The sequence below is a fragment of the Pseudomonas sp. NIBRBAC000502773 genome (assembly GCF_006517195.1).
Classification (GTDB): domain Bacteria; phylum Pseudomonadota; class Gammaproteobacteria; order Pseudomonadales; family Pseudomonadaceae; genus Aquipseudomonas; species Aquipseudomonas marginalis.
Map to the genome: position 1 here is coordinate 6155716 of NZ_CP041189.1, position 15472 is coordinate 6171187.

A 15472-nucleotide genomic window follows, 5' to 3' on the forward strand; every position below is an offset into this window, starting at 1 on the left:
AAAGCACTTTGGTTCCGGTCAACCATTCAGAAATTACGTATCAGATTGCGTCCCTTTAGAACTTATCTTTCCACGCCCTCAAGCTAGCAAATACCTCGGCCCCAGAGCGGTTGTCACGGCCATTCCGTTCGTCCGCTTTTTGTTTAACGGATGTTTCAGAGGTACGCAGGAAGGGGTTGGTACGCTTTTCCAGGGCCAGGTTGGAAGGCAGCGTCATCTCGCCGCGGGCCCGCAGCTGCCGGACGTTTTCCACCCGTTCGGAGATGTCGGCATTCTGCGGTTCCACCGCCTGGGCAAACTTGAGGTTACTTTGTGTGTATTCGTGGGTGCAGTACACCAGGGTATCGGCGGGCAGGGCGGCCAGGCGCTCGAGGGAGGTGTGCATCTGTTCCGGCGTGCCTTCGAACAGGCGGCCACAACCGGCGGCGAACAGGGTGTCGCCACAGAACAGCACGCCCTGGTGGTAGAAGGCGATATGGCCCAGGGTATGGCCGGGCACGGCATAGACGTCGAAGTCCCAGCCCAGCACGTTGATGCGGTCGTTATCCTGCAGCGCGATGTCCCGCGCCGGGATCGTCTCGTTGGCCGGACCATACACCTTGGCGTCGGTCACCCGCTTGAGTTGCTCGACACCGCCGACATGATCGTGGTGATGGTGGGTAATCAGGATGTCGCTGAGGGTCCACGTCGGGTTTTGCTCGAGCCAGGCCAGTACCGGCGCGGCATCGCCGGGATCGACCACGGCACAACGTTGGGTCTGCGGGTCCTGCAGCAACCAGATGTAGTTATCGGTGAAGGCGGGCAGGGCACTGATCTGTATCATTCTTCGATTCGCCAAGCTGAACACATTGGTGCATCTTAGAACGTCTAGGCGAGTTGGAGAATGCAATGACTGATAAAGCGTTCGCCCAGGCCGATCCTGAGTGGCTGGCCCTGATCGGCGCAGCCCGTGAATGGCTGTCCGGGCCCATCGGGCAATTTCTGCTGGATGAAGAGCGGCGCATGCTCGAAGACGAGTTGGGTCGTTTCTTTGGCGGCTACCTGGTGCATTACGGTCCGTCGGCCCAGACCCCGCCCGCGGCGCCCCAGGTGCAACGCAATGTGCGCCTGGGCGCGCCGTTGCCGGGGGTGGAGATTGTCTGCGAAGAACAGGCCTGGCCATTGAGCGAGCACGCCGCCGATGTGGTGGTGTTGCAACATGGCCTGGATTTCTGCCTGTCGCCCCACGGTCTGCTGCGTGAAGCGGCCAGCAGCGTGCGCCCTGGTGGCCATTTGCTGATTATCGGCATCAACCCTTGGAGCAGTTGGGGCCTGCGCCATGTGTTCGCCCATGATGGCCTGCGCCAGGCGCGCTGCATCTCGCCATCACGGGTCGGGGACTGGCTCAACCTGCTGGGCTTCGCGCTGGAGAAACGCCGCTTCGGGTGCTATCGTCCGCCGCTTGCCTCGGCCAAGTGGCAAGGTCGCCTGGCCGGTTGGGAACGCCGCGCAGGGGCCTGGCAACTGTCGGGTGGCGGCTTCTATTTATTGGTGGCGCGCAAGATCGTGGTCGGGCTGCGGCCAGTGCGCCAGGTGTTGCGCCAGCCCATGGGCAAACTGGTGCCGATGCCGATGGCCAAGGTCAACCGCAAGCAAAGCGAACCGTAGAACTTTTTTGATTTCAGACCTGCCCGTCTTGATGGATGTAACCGATGACCGATAGCGTAGAACTCTTCACCGATGGCGCCTGCAAGGGCAACCCCGGCCCCGGCGGCTGGGGCGCCTTGCTGGTGTGCAAGGGCGTAGAGAAGGAGTTGTGGGGCGGCGAAGCCAACACCACCAACAACCGCATGGAACTGATGGGCGCCATTCGCGGCCTGGAAGAACTCAAGCGCCGCTGCAACGTGCTGCTCGTCACCGACTCGCAATACGTGATGAAAGGCATCAACGAGTGGATGGTCAACTGGAAGAAGCGCGGCTGGAAGACCGCGGCCAAGGAGCCGGTCAAGAATGCCGACCTGTGGCAATTGCTCGATGAGCAATGCAACCGCCATGACATCACCTGGAAATGGGTGCGCGGGCACATCGGCCATCCGGGTAACGAGCGCGCCGACCAGCTTGCCAATAGAGGTGTGGACGAAGTGCGGGGCTACAAGCAGAGCTGATGTTGGCTGACGTGTTAACATCGCGCTCCTTGACTCACACCACACTGCACACCACACCGTTGAGAGCTGAACCCTGATGGCGATCCGATCTGTTGTACTCGATACCGAAACCACCGGCATGCCGGTGACCGACGGCCACCGGATCATTGAAATCGGCTGTGTCGAACTCATGGGTCGGCGCCTCACCGGTCGTCACTTCCACGTCTACCTGCAACCGGACCGCGACAGTGACGAAGGCGCCATCGGCGTCCACGGCATCACCGACGAGTTCCTCAAGGGCAAGCCGCGTTTCGCCGAAGTGGCCGATGAGTTCTTCGAGTTCATCAACGGCGCCCAGTTGATCATCCATAACGCGGCGTTCGACGTCGGCTTCATCAATAACGAATTTGCCCTGATGGGGCAGACTGATCGTGCGGATATTTCCAAGCACTGCTCGATCCTCGACACCCTGATGATGGCCCGTGAGCGTCACCCGGGCCAGCGCAACAGCCTCGATGCCTTGTGCAAGCGTTATGGCGTCGACAACTCCGGCCGTGAACTCCACGGCGCCTTGCTCGACTCCGAGATTCTCGCCGACGTTTACCTGACCATGACCGGCGGGCAGACCAGCCTGTCCCTGGCCGGCAACGCCTCCGACGGCAGTGGCTCGGCGGAAGGCTCGGGCAACCGCCCTTCGGAAATCCGCCGCCTGCCGGCCGATCGCAAGCCCACCACCATCATTCGCGCCAGCGAGCAGGATCTGGCCGAGCATGCGGCGCGACTGGAAGCCATTGCCAAGTCCGCGGGTGCCCCGGCGTTGTGGACCCAGTTAACACAACAATAGCCCTGCGTAGGTATGATCAAAATGTGGGGGGGCTTGCCCCCGATAGCCATGGGTATCTACACAACGTTGTAGCCGCCAACGGTAACCACGATGCGAAGCGAGCCGCCCTTGATCTTGATCTTGATCTTGCTTTTGATCTTGATCTCAGGCGCCCCGTTAAACCACGCTGGCCGGAATTCGATAGTGATTTGGGGGGTAAACCGGCAGGGATGCCGGTTTAGCCGCCCCGCGCCATGGATGGCGCGTGGCGGCGGCCCCCCAAATCACTGTCGGATTACGGGCACACCGAGCCTGGGCGAGGTGCCGAGTGGTGGGGCGAAGCGTTTTGCTTACTTTTGCGCTGTTCAAAAGTGAGCCGCCGTAAGGGCGGAACCCATAGCCGCCGTTACCGCAGCAACGGATATGTACCCGGTCCAATCCAAAAAAATAGTCGGCCCAGAGGCCGCCATCGGGGGCAAGTCGAATCGTCGCACCGCCCCTCCCACATTTATGTCGCGGTGCATCAGTTAGATAGTCCTCGGCTCCCGAGCCGTCACGGGAGCAAGCTCCCTCGCCACAGGCTCAGGCCACACCAAAGTTGTGTAGATACCCATGCCCCGATAGCGGTGTATCAGCCAATCAAATATGAGCTGGCATACCGTCATCGGGAGCAAGCCCCCTCCCAGGGTTGACCTCCATTGCTTTCAGAATCTTCATTCGCGTCATCGTCCCCGAGCTTCTACCCTTGAGTGCATAGCCCTCAGGACTACACGCCCTCATGTACAAAGACCTGAAGTTCCCCGTGCTTATCGTGCACCGCGACATCAAGGCCGACACCGTTGCCGGCGACCGGGTTCGGGGCATCGCCCGGGAGTTGGAACAAGAGGGCTTCAGTATCTTTTCCGCCGTGGACTACGCCGAAGGCCGGCTGGTGGCGTCGACCCATCACGGCCTGGCGTGCATGCTGATCGCGGCCGAAGGCGCCGGTGAGAATACCCACCTGCTGCAAAACATGGTCGAGCTGATCCGCCTGGCGCGCCTGCGAGCGCCGAACCTGCCGATCTTTGCCCTGGGCGAGCAGGTCACCCTGGAAAACGCCCCGGCCGATGCCATGAGCGAACTCAACCAGCTGCGCGGCATTCTCTACCTGTTCGAAGACACCGTACCGTTTCTCGCCCGTCAGGTGGCCCGTGCTGCCCGCACTTACCTGGATGGCCTGCTGCCGCCATTCTTCAAGGCGCTGGTGCAACACACCGCCGACTCCAACTATTCCTGGCACACCCCCGGCCATGGCGGTGGCGTGGCCTATCGCAAAAGTCCGGTGGGGCAGGCGTTTCATCAGTTCTTCGGGGAAAACACCCTGCGCTCGGACTTGTCGGTCTCGGTGCCCGAACTGGGCTCGCTGCTGGATCACACCGGCCCCCTGGCCGAAGCCGAAGCCCGTGCCGCGCGCAACTTCGGCGCCGACCATACCTTTTTCGTGATCAACGGCACGTCCACCGCCAACAAGATCGTCTGGCACTCCATGGTCGGGCGCGATGACCTGGTGCTGGTGGACCGCAACTGCCACAAGTCGGTGTTGCATTCGATCATCATGACCGGTGCCATCCCGCTGTACCTGTGCCCGGAGCGCAACGAACTGGGCATCATCGGTCCGATTCCCCTGAGCGAGTTCAGCCCGGAATCGATCCGCGCCAAGATCGACGCCAGCCCCTTGACCCGCGGCCGGCCCCCCAAGGTGAAGCTGGCCGTGGTCACCAACTCCACCTACGACGGCCTGTGTTACAACGCCGAGCTGATCAAGCAGCAATTGGGCAACAGTGTCGAGGTGCTGCACTTCGACGAAGCCTGGTATGCCTACGCGGCGTTCCACGAGTTCTTTGCCGGCCGTTACGGCATGGGCACCTCGCGTACCCCGGACAGCCCGCTGGTGTTCACCACCCACTCCACCCACAAGCTGCTGGCGGCGTTCAGCCAGGCCTCGATGATCCATGTGCAGGACGGCGGCGCGCGCCAACTGGACCGCGACCGTTTCAATGAAGCCTTCATGATGCACATCTCCACGTCGCCGCAGTACAGCATCATCGCCTCCCTGGACGTCGCCTCGGCGATGATGGAGGGCCCGGCCGGGCGCTCGCTGCTGCAGGAAATGTTCGACGAGGCCCTGAGTTTTCGCCGCGCCCTGGCTAACCTGCGCCAACACATTGCCGCCGAAGATTGGTGGTTCTCCATCTGGCAGCCGCCGTCGGTGGCGGGCATCGACCGCGTGGCCACCGCGGATTGGCTGTTGCAGCCGCAGGATGACTGGCACGGCTTTGGTGACGTGGTCGAAGACTACGTGCTGCTGGACCCGATCAAAGTGACCCTGGTGATGCCCGGCCTCACCGCCGGTGGTGCCTTGAGCGAGCGCGGGATTCCCGCTGCGGTGGTCAGCAAATTCCTCTGGGAGCGTGGGCTGGTGGTGGAAAAGACCGGGCTGTATTCGTTCCTCGTGTTGTTTTCCATGGGCATCACCAAGGGCAAATGGAGTACCTTGCTCACCGAGTTGCTGGAGTTCAAGCGCAGTTACGACGGGAATGTCAGCCTCGCCAGTTGTTTGCCATCGGTGTTTGCCCAGGGTCCGGCGCGTTATCAAGGCCTGGGTTTGCGCGACCTGTGCGATCAATTGCACGGCTGTTACCGCAGCAACGCCACCGCCAGGCACCTCAAGCGCATGTACACGGTGTTGCCGGAAATCGCGATGAAACCCGCCGATGCCTACGACCAATTGGTAAGGGGCGAGGTAGAGGCCGTCTCCATTGATGCCTTGCCAGGACGCATTGCAGCCGTGATGCTGGTGCCTTATCCGCCGGGGATTCCGTTGATCATGCCGGGCGAACGCTTTACCGAGTCGACCCGGTCGATCATCGACTACCTGGCGTTTGCCCGGACGTTCGATAGCAGTTTCCCCGGTTTTGTTGCCGATGTTCACGGGTTACAACACGAAGACGACGGCAGTGGTCGTTGTTACACCGTCGATTGCATCAAGGGTTAAGGATGTTTATGCAAGCTGTAATGAACCCGAAGTATCCAGGGCTCAGTGTGCGGGTCGCAGACGAGGGCTTCGATGCCTACGTATGGGGCAATGATTTCAGCTTTGAGGTCAGTGCCTATGGCGTGCCGGAGATGGGCAGGCGGGTCGATCAATGGCCGGTGGAGCGCATCGTGCCGTACCGCAAGTGCTATGGCATCGACCCGGAAGAATTCGCCAGTTTTCGCGATGCGCCGGACAGTGCGATCTTCATGGCCTACCTGGATGATCGTGCGGTCGGGCATATCGTGGTCAGCACCAATTGGAACGGCTTTGCCCACGTTGACGAGCTGGCGGTGGCCTTGCCTGCCCGTCGGCACGGGGTGGCCAAGGCGTTGCTGGATGTGGCGCAGTTCTGGAGCCGCAAGAAAAACCTGCCGGGCATGATGCTGGAAACCCAGAACAACAACCTGGGTGCCTGCCGCCTGTATGAGCGTTGCGGCTACGTGATGGGCGGGATCGACCACCTGCGCTATCGCGGCATCGACCCGCAAACCCGTGAAGTGGCGATTTTCTGGTATCGGTTGTTCAAGACCGACGCCGAGCGGCGTTAACTTTCCAGCAGGCCCTGGGCCTTTTGCGTGACGATCTCCAGTAACGCATTCAGCGCAGGCGAGGTCACGCCATCCTTGAGTGTCAGCGCATACAGGCTGACCAGGATCGGCGGCGACACCGGGCATGTATCCAGGCCCGCCTCGCGTGCGCCAAAGGCGGTGAACGGGTCGACAATCGCCAGGCCTTCGCCGGCTTCCACCATGCTGCGCATCATCTGGTAGGTCTGCACCCGCGTCTGCACCACCGGCAGCGGGCGCAAGGCTTGCAGCTTGGCGTCCAGCAGGCGGCTGAGCGGGTCGTGTCCTTCGAGCCCGATCATCGCTTGCCCGGCCAGGTCCTGCAGCGCAATGTACTTCTGCTTGGGCTTGAGCCAGCCGTGGGGCGCCAGCAATTGCAATTTGCCTTGGGCCAGCACCGTGCTGTGGATTTGCGGGTGTTCCGGGTCATGCAGGCTCAGGCCCACCTCGGCCTCGTGCAGCAGCAGGCTGCGCACGATTTCCCGGGTTGGCTGGCTCGACAGGTTGCACGGCGTGTCCTGGAAGCGTCGGCGCAGCAGCGCAATGCTCTGGGGCAGCAGTTGATTGGCCAGGGGCGGCGTGCACAAGGCGCGCAACGTGGGGGCGTGATGGTGTTTCAAGCGGCTGGCCAAGCGTTGAACCGGTTCCAGGGCTTCGTACACATGGGCCATTTCTGCCTGCAACTCCAGGGTTTCCCGTGTCGCCTGCAAACGCCCGCGCACACTGGCAAACAGCATGAAGCCCAATTGCCGCTCGGCCTCCTTGAGGGCCGCGTCGACATCGCCCACGGGAAGTTGCAACCATTCGGCGGCGGTGCCGAGGTGTCCGGTCTGCAGGATGGCTTGAATCACTTCGATATGACGTAAACGCATGGCCGGAGTCTATGTGCAGCGCGGTGGGGATTCAATGGTGCATGCCGTCGTGCGCAAAAAAGACGGTGTGGGTCGCGTATGTCGCTGGCGTTCAGCCAGGACCCCACTAAAATGGCGCGTCTGATCATCAACGACCAATGCCGGTTACCGGTACATACAACAAAAACAGGTCTGGTCTCCTATGCCTCTGCCCTCGACATTTCTCGGGGTAACGGTCAAACAACTGCTGGTCCTGGTGACCATAGGGTGTTTGGCTGCTTATCTCTTCAGCAATCACGATGAATCAATCCCGGAAAACCTTGCGCTTGAGGCCTTCATCCGTACCCAGGAACAAGTCGCCGCGCAGGTCGGCACGGTGCTGGGCATGACGCAGGTCAAGCAGGTGGTGGCGTATCCGGGGTACAACTCGCCGGGTTACAGGCGGGTGATGTACGCGGTGGAAGGCGAGCGGGGCCGGTTGATGGTGACGCTCAAGCAAGTGGACGGTGAGTCGGGGCTTGAAGTGACGGAAATTCGCAGCCCGTGACCGCCCGGCCCAGTCGATGCCGTCAACGGCCGGGACTGAGCAGGTACGCCTGGGCGATCAAGCTTATGAGGCGAGGACGGTCTGCGATTCGCGGACGATAATGGTCCCCGACTGAATCAGCTTGAACTCATCGCCTTCGAGTTTTTCTACCCGGTCGCCAATGGCCAGCTTGTAGGTGGTGGTGGGTGCCGAGCCAGCCAGGTCGCCTTGCGCCGGGTTGGATTCCTGGAACTCATGCACCGAATACACGCGTCCTTCTGCGTCTCTGGCATGAAACTGTCCGACTAGTACTGCTGCCATCTGTTTAGAACCTCTGGAGATAAACACTCAATTCGCGGTGCTGTAGACCGTCATAAAGAGGGGGAGTTTACCTATTGAAAAAAAATACTATTCGCTGACATTTTCAGACGGTTCCTACGCATCAAATCGCAGGCCAAACGTCTGGAGGATTATCAAAACCTTCTGGTGAACGCACTGCGAAGCCTTTATAACTACAAGCTCCCTTAGTCAGACGTCGAGAAACCCAATGAGCAAGGTCTACACGATTGCCGTCCTGGTTGGCAGCCTGAGAAAAGACTCGATCAACCGCAAGGTCGCCCTGGCACTGGCCGAGCTGGCCCCCGCCAACCTGAAGTTGAACATTGTGGAAATTGGCGATTTGCCGCTCTACAACGAGGACATCGACGGGGCATCACCGCCCGCAGCCTACAGTACTTTCCGTCAGCAGGTACGTTCATCCGACGCGGTGTTGTTTGTGACACCGGAGTACAACCGCTCCGTCCCCGCGCCGTTGAAGAATGCGATTGACGTCGGCTCTCGTCCGTATGGCCAAAGCGCCTGGAGCGGCAAGCCGGGGGCGATCATCAGCGTATCGCCGGGCGCCGTTGGCGGTTTTGGCGCCAACCACCATCTGCGCCAGTCCCTGGTGTTCCTCGATGTGCCATGCATGCAGCAGCCGGAAGCCTACCTGGGCGGAGCGGGCAGCGTGTTCGATGACGCCGGCAAGGTGTCGGAAAAGACCAGGCCGTTCCTGCAGGCATTTATTGATGCCTACGGCAAATGGGTAGAAAAACAGACAGCTTGAATCGGCGCCCATTGTCCACTGTGGGAGAGGGCAAGCCCTGACGCCAGTCAGTTAAGCCTGACGCCGGTCAGTCAAGGATGAACACTGTAATGTGGTGAGCGGGCTTGCCCCGCGCTGGGCTGCGTAGCAGCCCTAAAACACAGTCCCGGACCTGCCTGGCACACTGCAGCGCTCTTATTGGGGCTGCTGCGCAGCCCAGCGCGGGGCAAGCCCGCTCACTACAGGTTACTGTTTGCCGGTTCTATCTCTTAGCTGATCGGCGTTAGGGCAAGCCCCCTCCCTCAGTGTTGGATCAGCGCAACCAGTTAGTCCGCGCCAACTCGATCACCTCATCTCCACGCCCACTCATCACCGCCTTGAGCATGTACAGGCTGAAGCCCTTGGCCTGTTCCAGCTTGATGCTCGGTGGCATCACCAGTTCCTGGGTGGCCGTCACCACATCCACCAGTACCGGGCCATCGTGGGCCAGGGCGCGGCGCAGGGCTGGTTCCAGGTCTTCGGATTGCTCCACGCGAATGCCGAGGATGCCCATGGCGTTGGACATGGCGGCGAAGTCCGGGTTTTTCAGCTCGGTGCCGGCATCCAGGTAGCCCGCGGCCTTCATTTCCATGGCGACAAAGCCCAGGGACGAGTTATCGAACACGATGACTTTGACGGGCAGTTTCAACTGCGCCAGTGAAATGAAATCCCCCATCAACATGGCAAACCCGCCGTCGCCGGACATTGAGATCACCTGGCGCCCAGGGAAGGCCGCCTGCGCACCGATCGCCTGGGGCATGGCATTGGCCATGGAACCGTGGTTGAACGAACCGATCAGGCGGCGCTTGCCGTTCATCTTCAGGTAGCGCGCGGCCCACACCGTCGGCGAGCCCACGTCGGCGGTGAAGATTGCATCGTCGTCCGCCAGTTCGCTGAGCAGGCGCGCCACGTATTGCGGGTGGATCGGCCGGTTGGCCTTTGACGGTTGCGCCAGGTCGTCCAGGCCTTGGCGGGCTTTTTCGTAGTGCTTCAGCGAGGTCTCGAGGAAGCTGCGGTCGGTCTTGCGGGTCAGACGCGGCAGCAGGGCGTCGAGAGTCTCGCTCACATCGGCAGCGATGCCCAGGTCCAGCGTGGCGCGACGGCCCAGGGCCTGCGGGTTGCGGTCGACCTGGATGATTTTGGCAGCGGTGGGGTAGAACTGGCGGTACGGAAAGTCAGTGCCGAGCATGATCAGCGTGTCGCAGTCGAGCATGGCGTGGTAGCCGGAGCTGAAGCCGATCAGGCCGGTCATGCCCACGTCGAATGGGTTGTCCCATTCCACATGCTCCTTGCCGCGCAGGGCGTGCACCACCGGTGCCCCCAGCGTGTCGGCCAGGGCCACCACTTGATCGTGGGCACCGGCGCAGCCACTGCCGCACAGCAGGGTGACTTTTTCGCTGCTTTCAAGGATCTCGGTCAGGCGCTGCAGGTCCTGTTCCGCCGGCAGGGTGCGCGGTGCGTACAGGGCCGGCCAGGGCTTGAGCTTGTCTTCGACTTCCAGCAACGATACGTCTCCCGGAATCACCACCACCGCCACGCCGCGGTTGAGGATCGCCGAACGCATGGCGCGGTGCAGCACGTGCGGCATCTGTTCGGGGTTGGTGACCAGCTCGATAAAGTGGCTGCACTCCTTGAACAGTTCCTGGGGATGAGTCTCCTGGAAGTAATTCAGGCCGATCTCGGAGGAGGGGATTTGTGCGGCAATCGCCAGCACCGGCACATGGTTGCGATGGCAATCGAACAGGCCATTGATCAAGTGCAGGTTGCCCGGCCCGCAGCTGCCGGCGCACACCGTCAGTTCACCCGTGGCCGCCGCTTCGGCACCGGCGGCGAAGGCGGCGACTTCTTCGTGGCGCACGTGCATCCACTCGATGCTGTCCATGGTGCGCAGGGCGTCGGTGAGGCCGTTGAGGCTGTCGCCGGTCAGGCCCCAGATGCGCTTGATCCCCGCCTGTTCAAGGGTGGTCGCCAATTGCTGGGCCAGGTTGATTTTCGCCATGAAGAACTCCAATCGTCAGTGAGGTTAAAAGCTGCTGATCAATAGGGGACAGTTCGATCACGGCGAATGCTCCGCTTTTAATGTGAAGATTGCGTCATGGCCGCGCGGTATTGCCGGGTGCGCCGGGCGATAAACCATTGGTCACACGCCAGCGCCAGCCATGGCACGACATTGGGTTTAGGCAGGCGGCCACGACTCAGGCGGCGCATCTGGTCCCGCACCACGGCCAGGGTGGCGAGGGCGGCCAAGGGTTTGCGTTTCCAACTGATCGGCTTGAGTTGCGGGTTGAGGTCGCGACCCTCGTGCCAGTGCTTGATCAGTTGCGGTTCCAGGGTCAGGGCGGTAGCGATGCCGGCCATGGCGATGCCGCTGTCCAGCACTTGTTGCACGATGGGCAGGCGACGAATGCCGCCGGTGACCATCAGCGGCATCTTGGCGATGGTCGCCAGTTCCTTGGCAAACTCCAGGAAATACGCTTCGCGGGCCAGGGTTCGGCCGTCCCGCGCTTCGCCTTGCATGGCCGGGGCTTCGTAGCTGCCGCCGGATAATTCCAGCAGGTCGATGGGCAGCGGGTTGAGCATCTCGACCACGGCGCGCGCGTCGTTGGCGTCGAAGCCGCCGCGCTGGAAGTCGGCCGAATTGAGTTTGACCGCCACACAGAATGACGGACTGACGCTGGCACGCACGGCGTGGATCACTTCCAGCAGCAAGCGTGCGCGGTTTTCCAGGGGGCCGCCCCAGCGGTCAGTGCGTTGGTTGCTGAGTGGGGAGAGAAACTGGCTGAGCAGGTAGCCGTGCGCACCGTGGATCTGCACCCCGGTGAACCCGGCTTTCTCGGCCAGGCGTGCGCTGGTGGCGAAGCGTTTGATCACGTCTTGAATGTCGTCTTCGGTCATGGCCCTGGGTTTGGCGAACATCTTCGAAAAGCTGCCGAGGTCCAGTGCAATCGCAGAGGGCGCCAGGGCCTGCTGGCCGAGGTTGGCCATGGTCTGGCGCCCCGGATGGCTGAGCTGTACCCAAAAGTGCACGCCCTTGTCGCGGGCCACGGCGGCCCACTCGCGAAAGCTGTCCAGGTGCTGTTCGTCTTCGAGGGCAACGCCGCCGGGACCGGTCATGGCGCGGCGGTCGATCATCACATTGCCGGTCAGCAGCAGGCCGGGCTCGCCGTCCGCCCAGGTCTTGTACAACTGCTTCAATTCGCGGGAGGGCGCCTGTTGCGCATCCGCCATGTTTTCTTCCATCGCCGCCTTGGCGATACGGTTGCCGAGGACTTGGCCATTGGGCAGTTGCAAGGGTTCAAAGGGTGACATGGGTTGACTCCTGAGCAGGGGAGGCCTCAGGCTAAGCTTAAAGTTAACTTTAATGTCAAGCAGGCGTTTTGATGAATATTGGAGAGCTGGCAAAACAGAGCGGGCTGGCGGCGTCGCGTATCCGCTTCTATGAAGCCGAAGGGCTGATCAGCCAGGTGGGGCGCCAGGCCAATGGCTATCGCCGCTATGCACCGGAGGCCTTGCAGACGCTGCGCTTGATTCAGAGCGCGCAGCAGGCCGGTTTCACCTTGCAGGAACTCAAGGCGCTGATGCCGGCCCCCGGCGAGCACAAGCGCGACGAGCTGATCGAGGCGCTCGAGCGCAAGGTCGAGCAGATTGAAGCGATGCAGGCGCAACTGGCGCACAGCAAGGCGCAGTTAGTCGGGGTGATCGACGCGGTACGCGCGCAACCGGAAGGTGTGCCGTGTTCGATGGGGCAGAAGCAGGTGCTGGCGTCGATCAAACTCAACTCATAAAAAAGCCCTGGCATGCCAGGGCTTTTTCATTTGTACAGACTCAGCGACGACGGAACAGCGGCAGCGGTTCATCCGTTGCAGCCTGGTACGTCACCGAGAAGTCCTTGAGGCTTTCCAGCGCTTCGTACGGGTCTTTGTCGGCGCGCAAGGCGAAGGCATCGAACCCGCAACGGCGCAGGTAGAACAGCTGGTCGCGCAGCACGTCGCCAATGGCCCGCAGCTCGCCTTTGTAACCGTAGCGGTCACGCAGCAGGCGTGCGTTGGAATAGTTGCGACCGTCGGTGAAGGCCGGGAAGTTCAGGGCGATGACCTGGAAGTGTTCCACGTCTGCGCCGATCTCTTCGGCTTCTTCATCGGCGTCCAGCCACACACCCAGGCCGCCGTCGCGCGCCTTGAGGGCGTGGCCATGTTCGCGCCACAACGCCAGCGGCACGATCAGGTCGTCGCAGTTGGAGATGCCGTCGAAGCTCGCGTCCTTGGGCAGCAGGTGCCAGGTTTCATCGAGTACTTCGTTGTTCTTAATGATTCGCTGCATAGACGCGCTCCTTGAACAGGTCAATGCCGATGCGCTGGTAGGTGTCGATGAAACGCTCATCTTCGGTGCGCTGTTCGATGTACACGTCGATCAGCTTGCCGATCACCTCGGGCATGGCTTCCTGGGCGAAGGACGGGCCGAGGATCTTGCCCAGGCTCGCATCGCGGCTGGCGCTGCCACCCAGGGACACTTGGTAGAATTCTTCGCCTTTCTTGTCCACGCCCAGGATGCCGATGTGGCCGACGTGGTGGTGACCACAGGCGTTCATGCAACCGGAGATGTTCAGGTCCAGCTCGCCGATGTCGAACAGGTAGTCCAGGTCGTCGAAACGGCGCTGGATCGATTCGGCGATCGGGATCGACTTGGCGTTGGCCAGGGAGCAGAAATCGCCCCCTGGGCAGCAGATGATGTCGGTCAGCAGGCCGATGTTCGGCGTGGCGAAACCGCCTTCGCGCAGTTCGCCCCACAGGGTGAACAGTTGGCTCTGCTCAACGTCCGCGAGGATGATGTTCTGCTCGTGGGAGGTGCGCAGCTGGCCGAAGCTGTAGCGCTCGGCCAGGTCGGCGACGGCGTCCAGCTGCTTGTCGGTGATGTCGCCCGGAGCAACACCGGTCGGTTTCAGCGACAGGGTCACGGCCACATAGCCCGGCTTTTTGTGCGCCAGGGTGTTGCGGGTGCGCCAGCGCGCAAAGCCCGGGTGCTGCTGGTCGAGCGCGGCGAGCTCGGCATCCTGATTGCTCAGGGCCTTGTACTCGGGATCGACGAAGTGCTTGGCCACACGGTGCACTTCGGCTTCGGTCAGGGTGGTCTGGCTGCCGCGCAGGTGCTCCATCTCGGCGTCGACTTTCTGGGCGAACACCTCAGGGGTCAGCGCCTTGACGAGGATCTTGATCCGCGCCTTGTATTTGTTGTCACGACGGCCGTAGCGGTTGTAGACCCGCAGGATGGCGTCGAGGTAGCTCAACAGGTCCTGCCACGGCAGGAACTCGTTGATGAACGCACCGACCACCGGGGTACGGCCCAGGCCGCCACCCACCAGGACACGGAAACCCAGCTCGCCGGCCGCGTTGTACACCGGCTCCAGGCCGATATCGTGCACTTCGATGGCGGCGCGGTCCGAGGTCGAGCCATTGATGGCGATCTTGAACTTGCGCGGCAGGTAGGCGAATTCGGGGTGGAAGGTGGTCCACTGGCGGACGATTTCACACCACGGGCGTGGGTCGATCAGCTCGTCGGCGGCAACCCCGGCGAATTGGTCGGTGGTCACGTTACGCAGGCAGTTACCGCTGGTCTGAATGGCGTGCATCTGCACGGTGGCCAGCTCAGCCAGGATGTCCGGCACATCTTCCAGCGCCGGCCAGTTGAACTGCACGTTCTGGCGGGTACTGATGTGGGCATAGCCCTTGTCGAAGTCGCGGGCAATCCTGGCCATCATGCGGGTCTGGCGCGAAGTCAGTTGGCCATAAGGCACGGCCACCCGCAGCATCGGCGCAAAGCGCTGAACATAAAGGCCATTTTGCAGGCGCAGAGGGCGGAACTCTTCTTCGCTCAGTTCACCTGCTAGGTAGCGTCGGGTCTGATCACGGAACTGCTTGACGCGGTCCTCGATGATGCGCTGATCGTATTCGTCGTATACGTACATATAGGTCCTGTTCTCGGCAAATCTGCGCGCACGGCCGCGCACTCCCAACGGAGCCGGCGCACGATACCAGTTTGCGTTTATGCGCAAAAGTGATGTTTGAGTATATGCACATAACCAAAATGACTAATGAGAAGGGTTATCGTGATACCCACATTTGTCATGCGGGCAATCGTGAACTTTACTGTGAGCGTGTTTGAGTGCAATCACCTATAAAACCGACAAGAGGAGATGCAATGAGCAATCCGACCAAAGCCCGTAAACCTGACAGTACCGTTGATGCCTGGGCCATTCTGTTCCTGATCATTCTGGTGGTGGGAACGGCCGTATTCTGGGTCAGCCACCAATAAAGGACGTTGATTGAGACTCGATTGGTTCAGGCATTGCCACTATCATGGCGGCCTATTTTCGAGGCTCAAGCATCC

General features: G+C 61.4%; 15 protein-coding genes. 8 read left to right on the forward strand and 7 right to left on the reverse strand.

Going from position 1 to position 15472, the window contains the following annotated elements:
• Positions 1-55 precede the first annotated feature (55 nt).
• Positions 56-823 carry a hydroxyacylglutathione hydrolase gene (gloB, locus tag NIBR502773_RS28215; RefSeq protein WP_065941202.1) on the reverse strand — a complete coding sequence of 256 codons (768 nt, stop codon included), beginning with the start codon at positions 821-823 and terminating at the stop codon, positions 56-58.
• 65 nt (positions 824-888) lie between these two features.
• On the opposite strand from gloB, the gene NIBR502773_RS28220 reads away from it, so the two are divergent.
• The 5 genes from NIBR502773_RS28220 (at position 889) to NIBR502773_RS28245 (ending at position 6570) form a co-directional block, all read left to right on the forward strand.
• Complete coding sequence (locus tag NIBR502773_RS28220) at positions 889-1647, forward strand: class I SAM-dependent methyltransferase (RefSeq protein WP_053134936.1); 759 nt, start codon at positions 889-891, stop codon at positions 1645-1647.
• 44 nt (positions 1648-1691) lie between these two features.
• Entirely contained in the window at positions 1692-2144 is a 453-nt protein-coding gene (gene rnhA / locus NIBR502773_RS28225) for a ribonuclease HI (protein WP_003173571.1), read from the forward strand.
• A gap of 82 nt (positions 2145-2226) precedes the next feature.
• Entirely contained in the window at positions 2227-2967 is a 741-nt protein-coding gene (gene dnaQ / locus NIBR502773_RS28230; protein WP_168209049.1) for a DNA polymerase III subunit epsilon, read from the forward strand.
• Between the two features lie 757 nt (positions 2968-3724).
• The gene (locus NIBR502773_RS28240) at positions 3725-5980 is read left to right on the forward strand and encodes an Orn/Lys/Arg decarboxylase N-terminal domain-containing protein (protein WP_141157517.1); all 2256 of its coding nucleotides are present in this window, start codon (positions 3725-3727) and stop codon (positions 5978-5980) included.
• Positions 5981-6000: 20 nt separating this feature from the next.
• Positions 6001-6570: a GNAT family N-acetyltransferase gene (locus tag NIBR502773_RS28245; RefSeq protein WP_027606492.1), complete on the forward strand. Its 570-nt coding sequence runs from the start codon at positions 6001-6003 to the stop codon at positions 6568-6570.
• On the opposite strand, the gene NIBR502773_RS28250 is transcribed toward NIBR502773_RS28245, so the two are convergent.
• Positions 6567-7460, reverse strand: coding sequence for a LysR substrate-binding domain-containing protein (locus NIBR502773_RS28250; RefSeq protein WP_115486251.1), 894 nt, complete (start codon positions 7458-7460; stop codon positions 6567-6569). The two genes, NIBR502773_RS28245 and NIBR502773_RS28250, sit on opposite strands and share 4 nt — an antisense overlap.
• A gap of 181 nt (positions 7461-7641) precedes the next feature.
• Here NIBR502773_RS28250 and NIBR502773_RS28255 point away from each other — a divergent pair, with 181 nt between their 5' ends.
• Entirely contained in the window at positions 7642-7986 is a 345-nt protein-coding gene (locus NIBR502773_RS28255) for a hypothetical protein (protein ID WP_141157518.1), read from the forward strand.
• Positions 7987-8049: 63 nt separating this feature from the next.
• Here NIBR502773_RS28255 and NIBR502773_RS28260 read toward each other — a convergent pair whose 3' ends face one another.
• Positions 8050-8286, reverse strand: coding sequence for a hypothetical protein (locus tag NIBR502773_RS28260; RefSeq protein ID WP_065927911.1), 237 nt, complete (start codon positions 8284-8286; stop codon positions 8050-8052).
• Between the two features lie 226 nt (positions 8287-8512).
• Here NIBR502773_RS28260 and NIBR502773_RS28265 point away from each other — a divergent pair, with 226 nt between their 5' ends.
• The gene (locus NIBR502773_RS28265) at positions 8513-9070 is read left to right on the forward strand and encodes an NADPH-dependent FMN reductase (protein ID WP_092488663.1); all 558 of its coding nucleotides are present in this window, start codon (positions 8513-8515) and stop codon (positions 9068-9070) included.
• Between the two features lie 292 nt (positions 9071-9362).
• On the opposite strand, the gene poxB is transcribed toward NIBR502773_RS28265, so the two are convergent.
• Together poxB and NIBR502773_RS28275 are read right to left on the reverse strand one after the other, a co-directional pair.
• Positions 9363-11087: a ubiquinone-dependent pyruvate dehydrogenase gene (gene poxB / locus NIBR502773_RS28270; protein WP_141157519.1), complete on the reverse strand. Its 1725-nt coding sequence runs from the start codon at positions 11085-11087 to the stop codon at positions 9363-9365.
• A 77-nt stretch (positions 11088-11164) separates the two neighbouring features.
• Complete coding sequence (locus tag NIBR502773_RS28275; protein ID WP_141157520.1) at positions 11165-12397, reverse strand: NADH:flavin oxidoreductase/NADH oxidase family protein; 1233 nt, start codon at positions 12395-12397, stop codon at positions 11165-11167.
• 71 nt (positions 12398-12468) lie between these two features.
• On the opposite strand from NIBR502773_RS28275, the gene NIBR502773_RS28280 reads away from it, so the two are divergent.
• The gene (locus tag NIBR502773_RS28280; protein WP_092488660.1) at positions 12469-12873 is read left to right on the forward strand and encodes a MerR family transcriptional regulator; all 405 of its coding nucleotides are present in this window, start codon (positions 12469-12471) and stop codon (positions 12871-12873) included.
• Between the two features lie 40 nt (positions 12874-12913).
• Here NIBR502773_RS28280 and NIBR502773_RS28285 read toward each other — a convergent pair whose 3' ends face one another.
• Both NIBR502773_RS28285 and NIBR502773_RS28290 read right to left on the reverse strand, forming a co-directional pair.
• Positions 12914-13408: a DUF934 domain-containing protein gene (locus NIBR502773_RS28285; RefSeq protein ID WP_003235539.1), complete on the reverse strand. Its 495-nt coding sequence runs from the start codon at positions 13406-13408 to the stop codon at positions 12914-12916.
• Complete coding sequence (locus tag NIBR502773_RS28290; protein WP_141157521.1) at positions 13392-15050, reverse strand: nitrite/sulfite reductase; 1659 nt, start codon at positions 15048-15050, stop codon at positions 13392-13394. Before NIBR502773_RS28290 ends, NIBR502773_RS28285 begins: the two co-directional genes overlap by 17 nt.
• Positions 15051-15472: the final 422 nt, after the last annotated feature.

What these genes read in the sequence shown, in the direction of transcription:
- gloB (WP_065941202.1), bottom strand. Translation starts at nt 823, where the DNA reads ATGATACAGATCAGTGCCCTGCCCGCCTTCACCGATAACTACATCTGG.
- NIBR502773_RS28220 (WP_053134936.1), top strand. Translation starts at nt 889, where the DNA reads ATGACTGATAAAGCGTTCGCCCAGGCCGATCCTGAGTGGCTGGCCCTG.
- rnhA (WP_003173571.1), top strand. Translation starts at nt 1,692, where the DNA reads ATGACCGATAGCGTAGAACTCTTCACCGATGGCGCCTGCAAGGGCAAC.
- NIBR502773_RS28240 (WP_141157517.1), top strand. Translation starts at nt 3,725, where the DNA reads ATGTACAAAGACCTGAAGTTCCCCGTGCTTATCGTGCACCGCGACATC.
- NIBR502773_RS28245 (WP_027606492.1), top strand. Translation starts at nt 6,001, where the DNA reads ATGAACCCGAAGTATCCAGGGCTCAGTGTGCGGGTCGCAGACGAGGGC.
- NIBR502773_RS28250 (WP_115486251.1), bottom strand. Translation starts at nt 7,460, where the DNA reads ATGCGTTTACGTCATATCGAAGTGATTCAAGCCATCCTGCAGACCGGA.
- NIBR502773_RS28255 (WP_141157518.1), top strand. Translation starts at nt 7,642, where the DNA reads ATGCCTCTGCCCTCGACATTTCTCGGGGTAACGGTCAAACAACTGCTG.
- NIBR502773_RS28260 (WP_065927911.1), bottom strand. Translation starts at nt 8,286, where the DNA reads ATGGCAGCAGTACTAGTCGGACAGTTTCATGCCAGAGACGCAGAAGGA.
- NIBR502773_RS28265 (WP_092488663.1), top strand. Translation starts at nt 8,513, where the DNA reads ATGAGCAAGGTCTACACGATTGCCGTCCTGGTTGGCAGCCTGAGAAAA.
- poxB (WP_141157519.1), bottom strand. Translation starts at nt 11,087, where the DNA reads ATGGCGAAAATCAACCTGGCCCAGCAATTGGCGACCACCCTTGAACAG.
- NIBR502773_RS28275 (WP_141157520.1), bottom strand. Translation starts at nt 12,397, where the DNA reads ATGTCACCCTTTGAACCCTTGCAACTGCCCAATGGCCAAGTCCTCGGC.
- NIBR502773_RS28280 (WP_092488660.1), top strand. Translation starts at nt 12,469, where the DNA reads ATGAATATTGGAGAGCTGGCAAAACAGAGCGGGCTGGCGGCGTCGCGT.
- NIBR502773_RS28285 (WP_003235539.1), bottom strand. Translation starts at nt 13,408, where the DNA reads ATGCAGCGAATCATTAAGAACAACGAAGTACTCGATGAAACCTGGCAC.
- NIBR502773_RS28290 (WP_141157521.1), bottom strand. Translation starts at nt 15,050, where the DNA reads ATGTACGTATACGACGAATACGATCAGCGCATCATCGAGGACCGCGTC.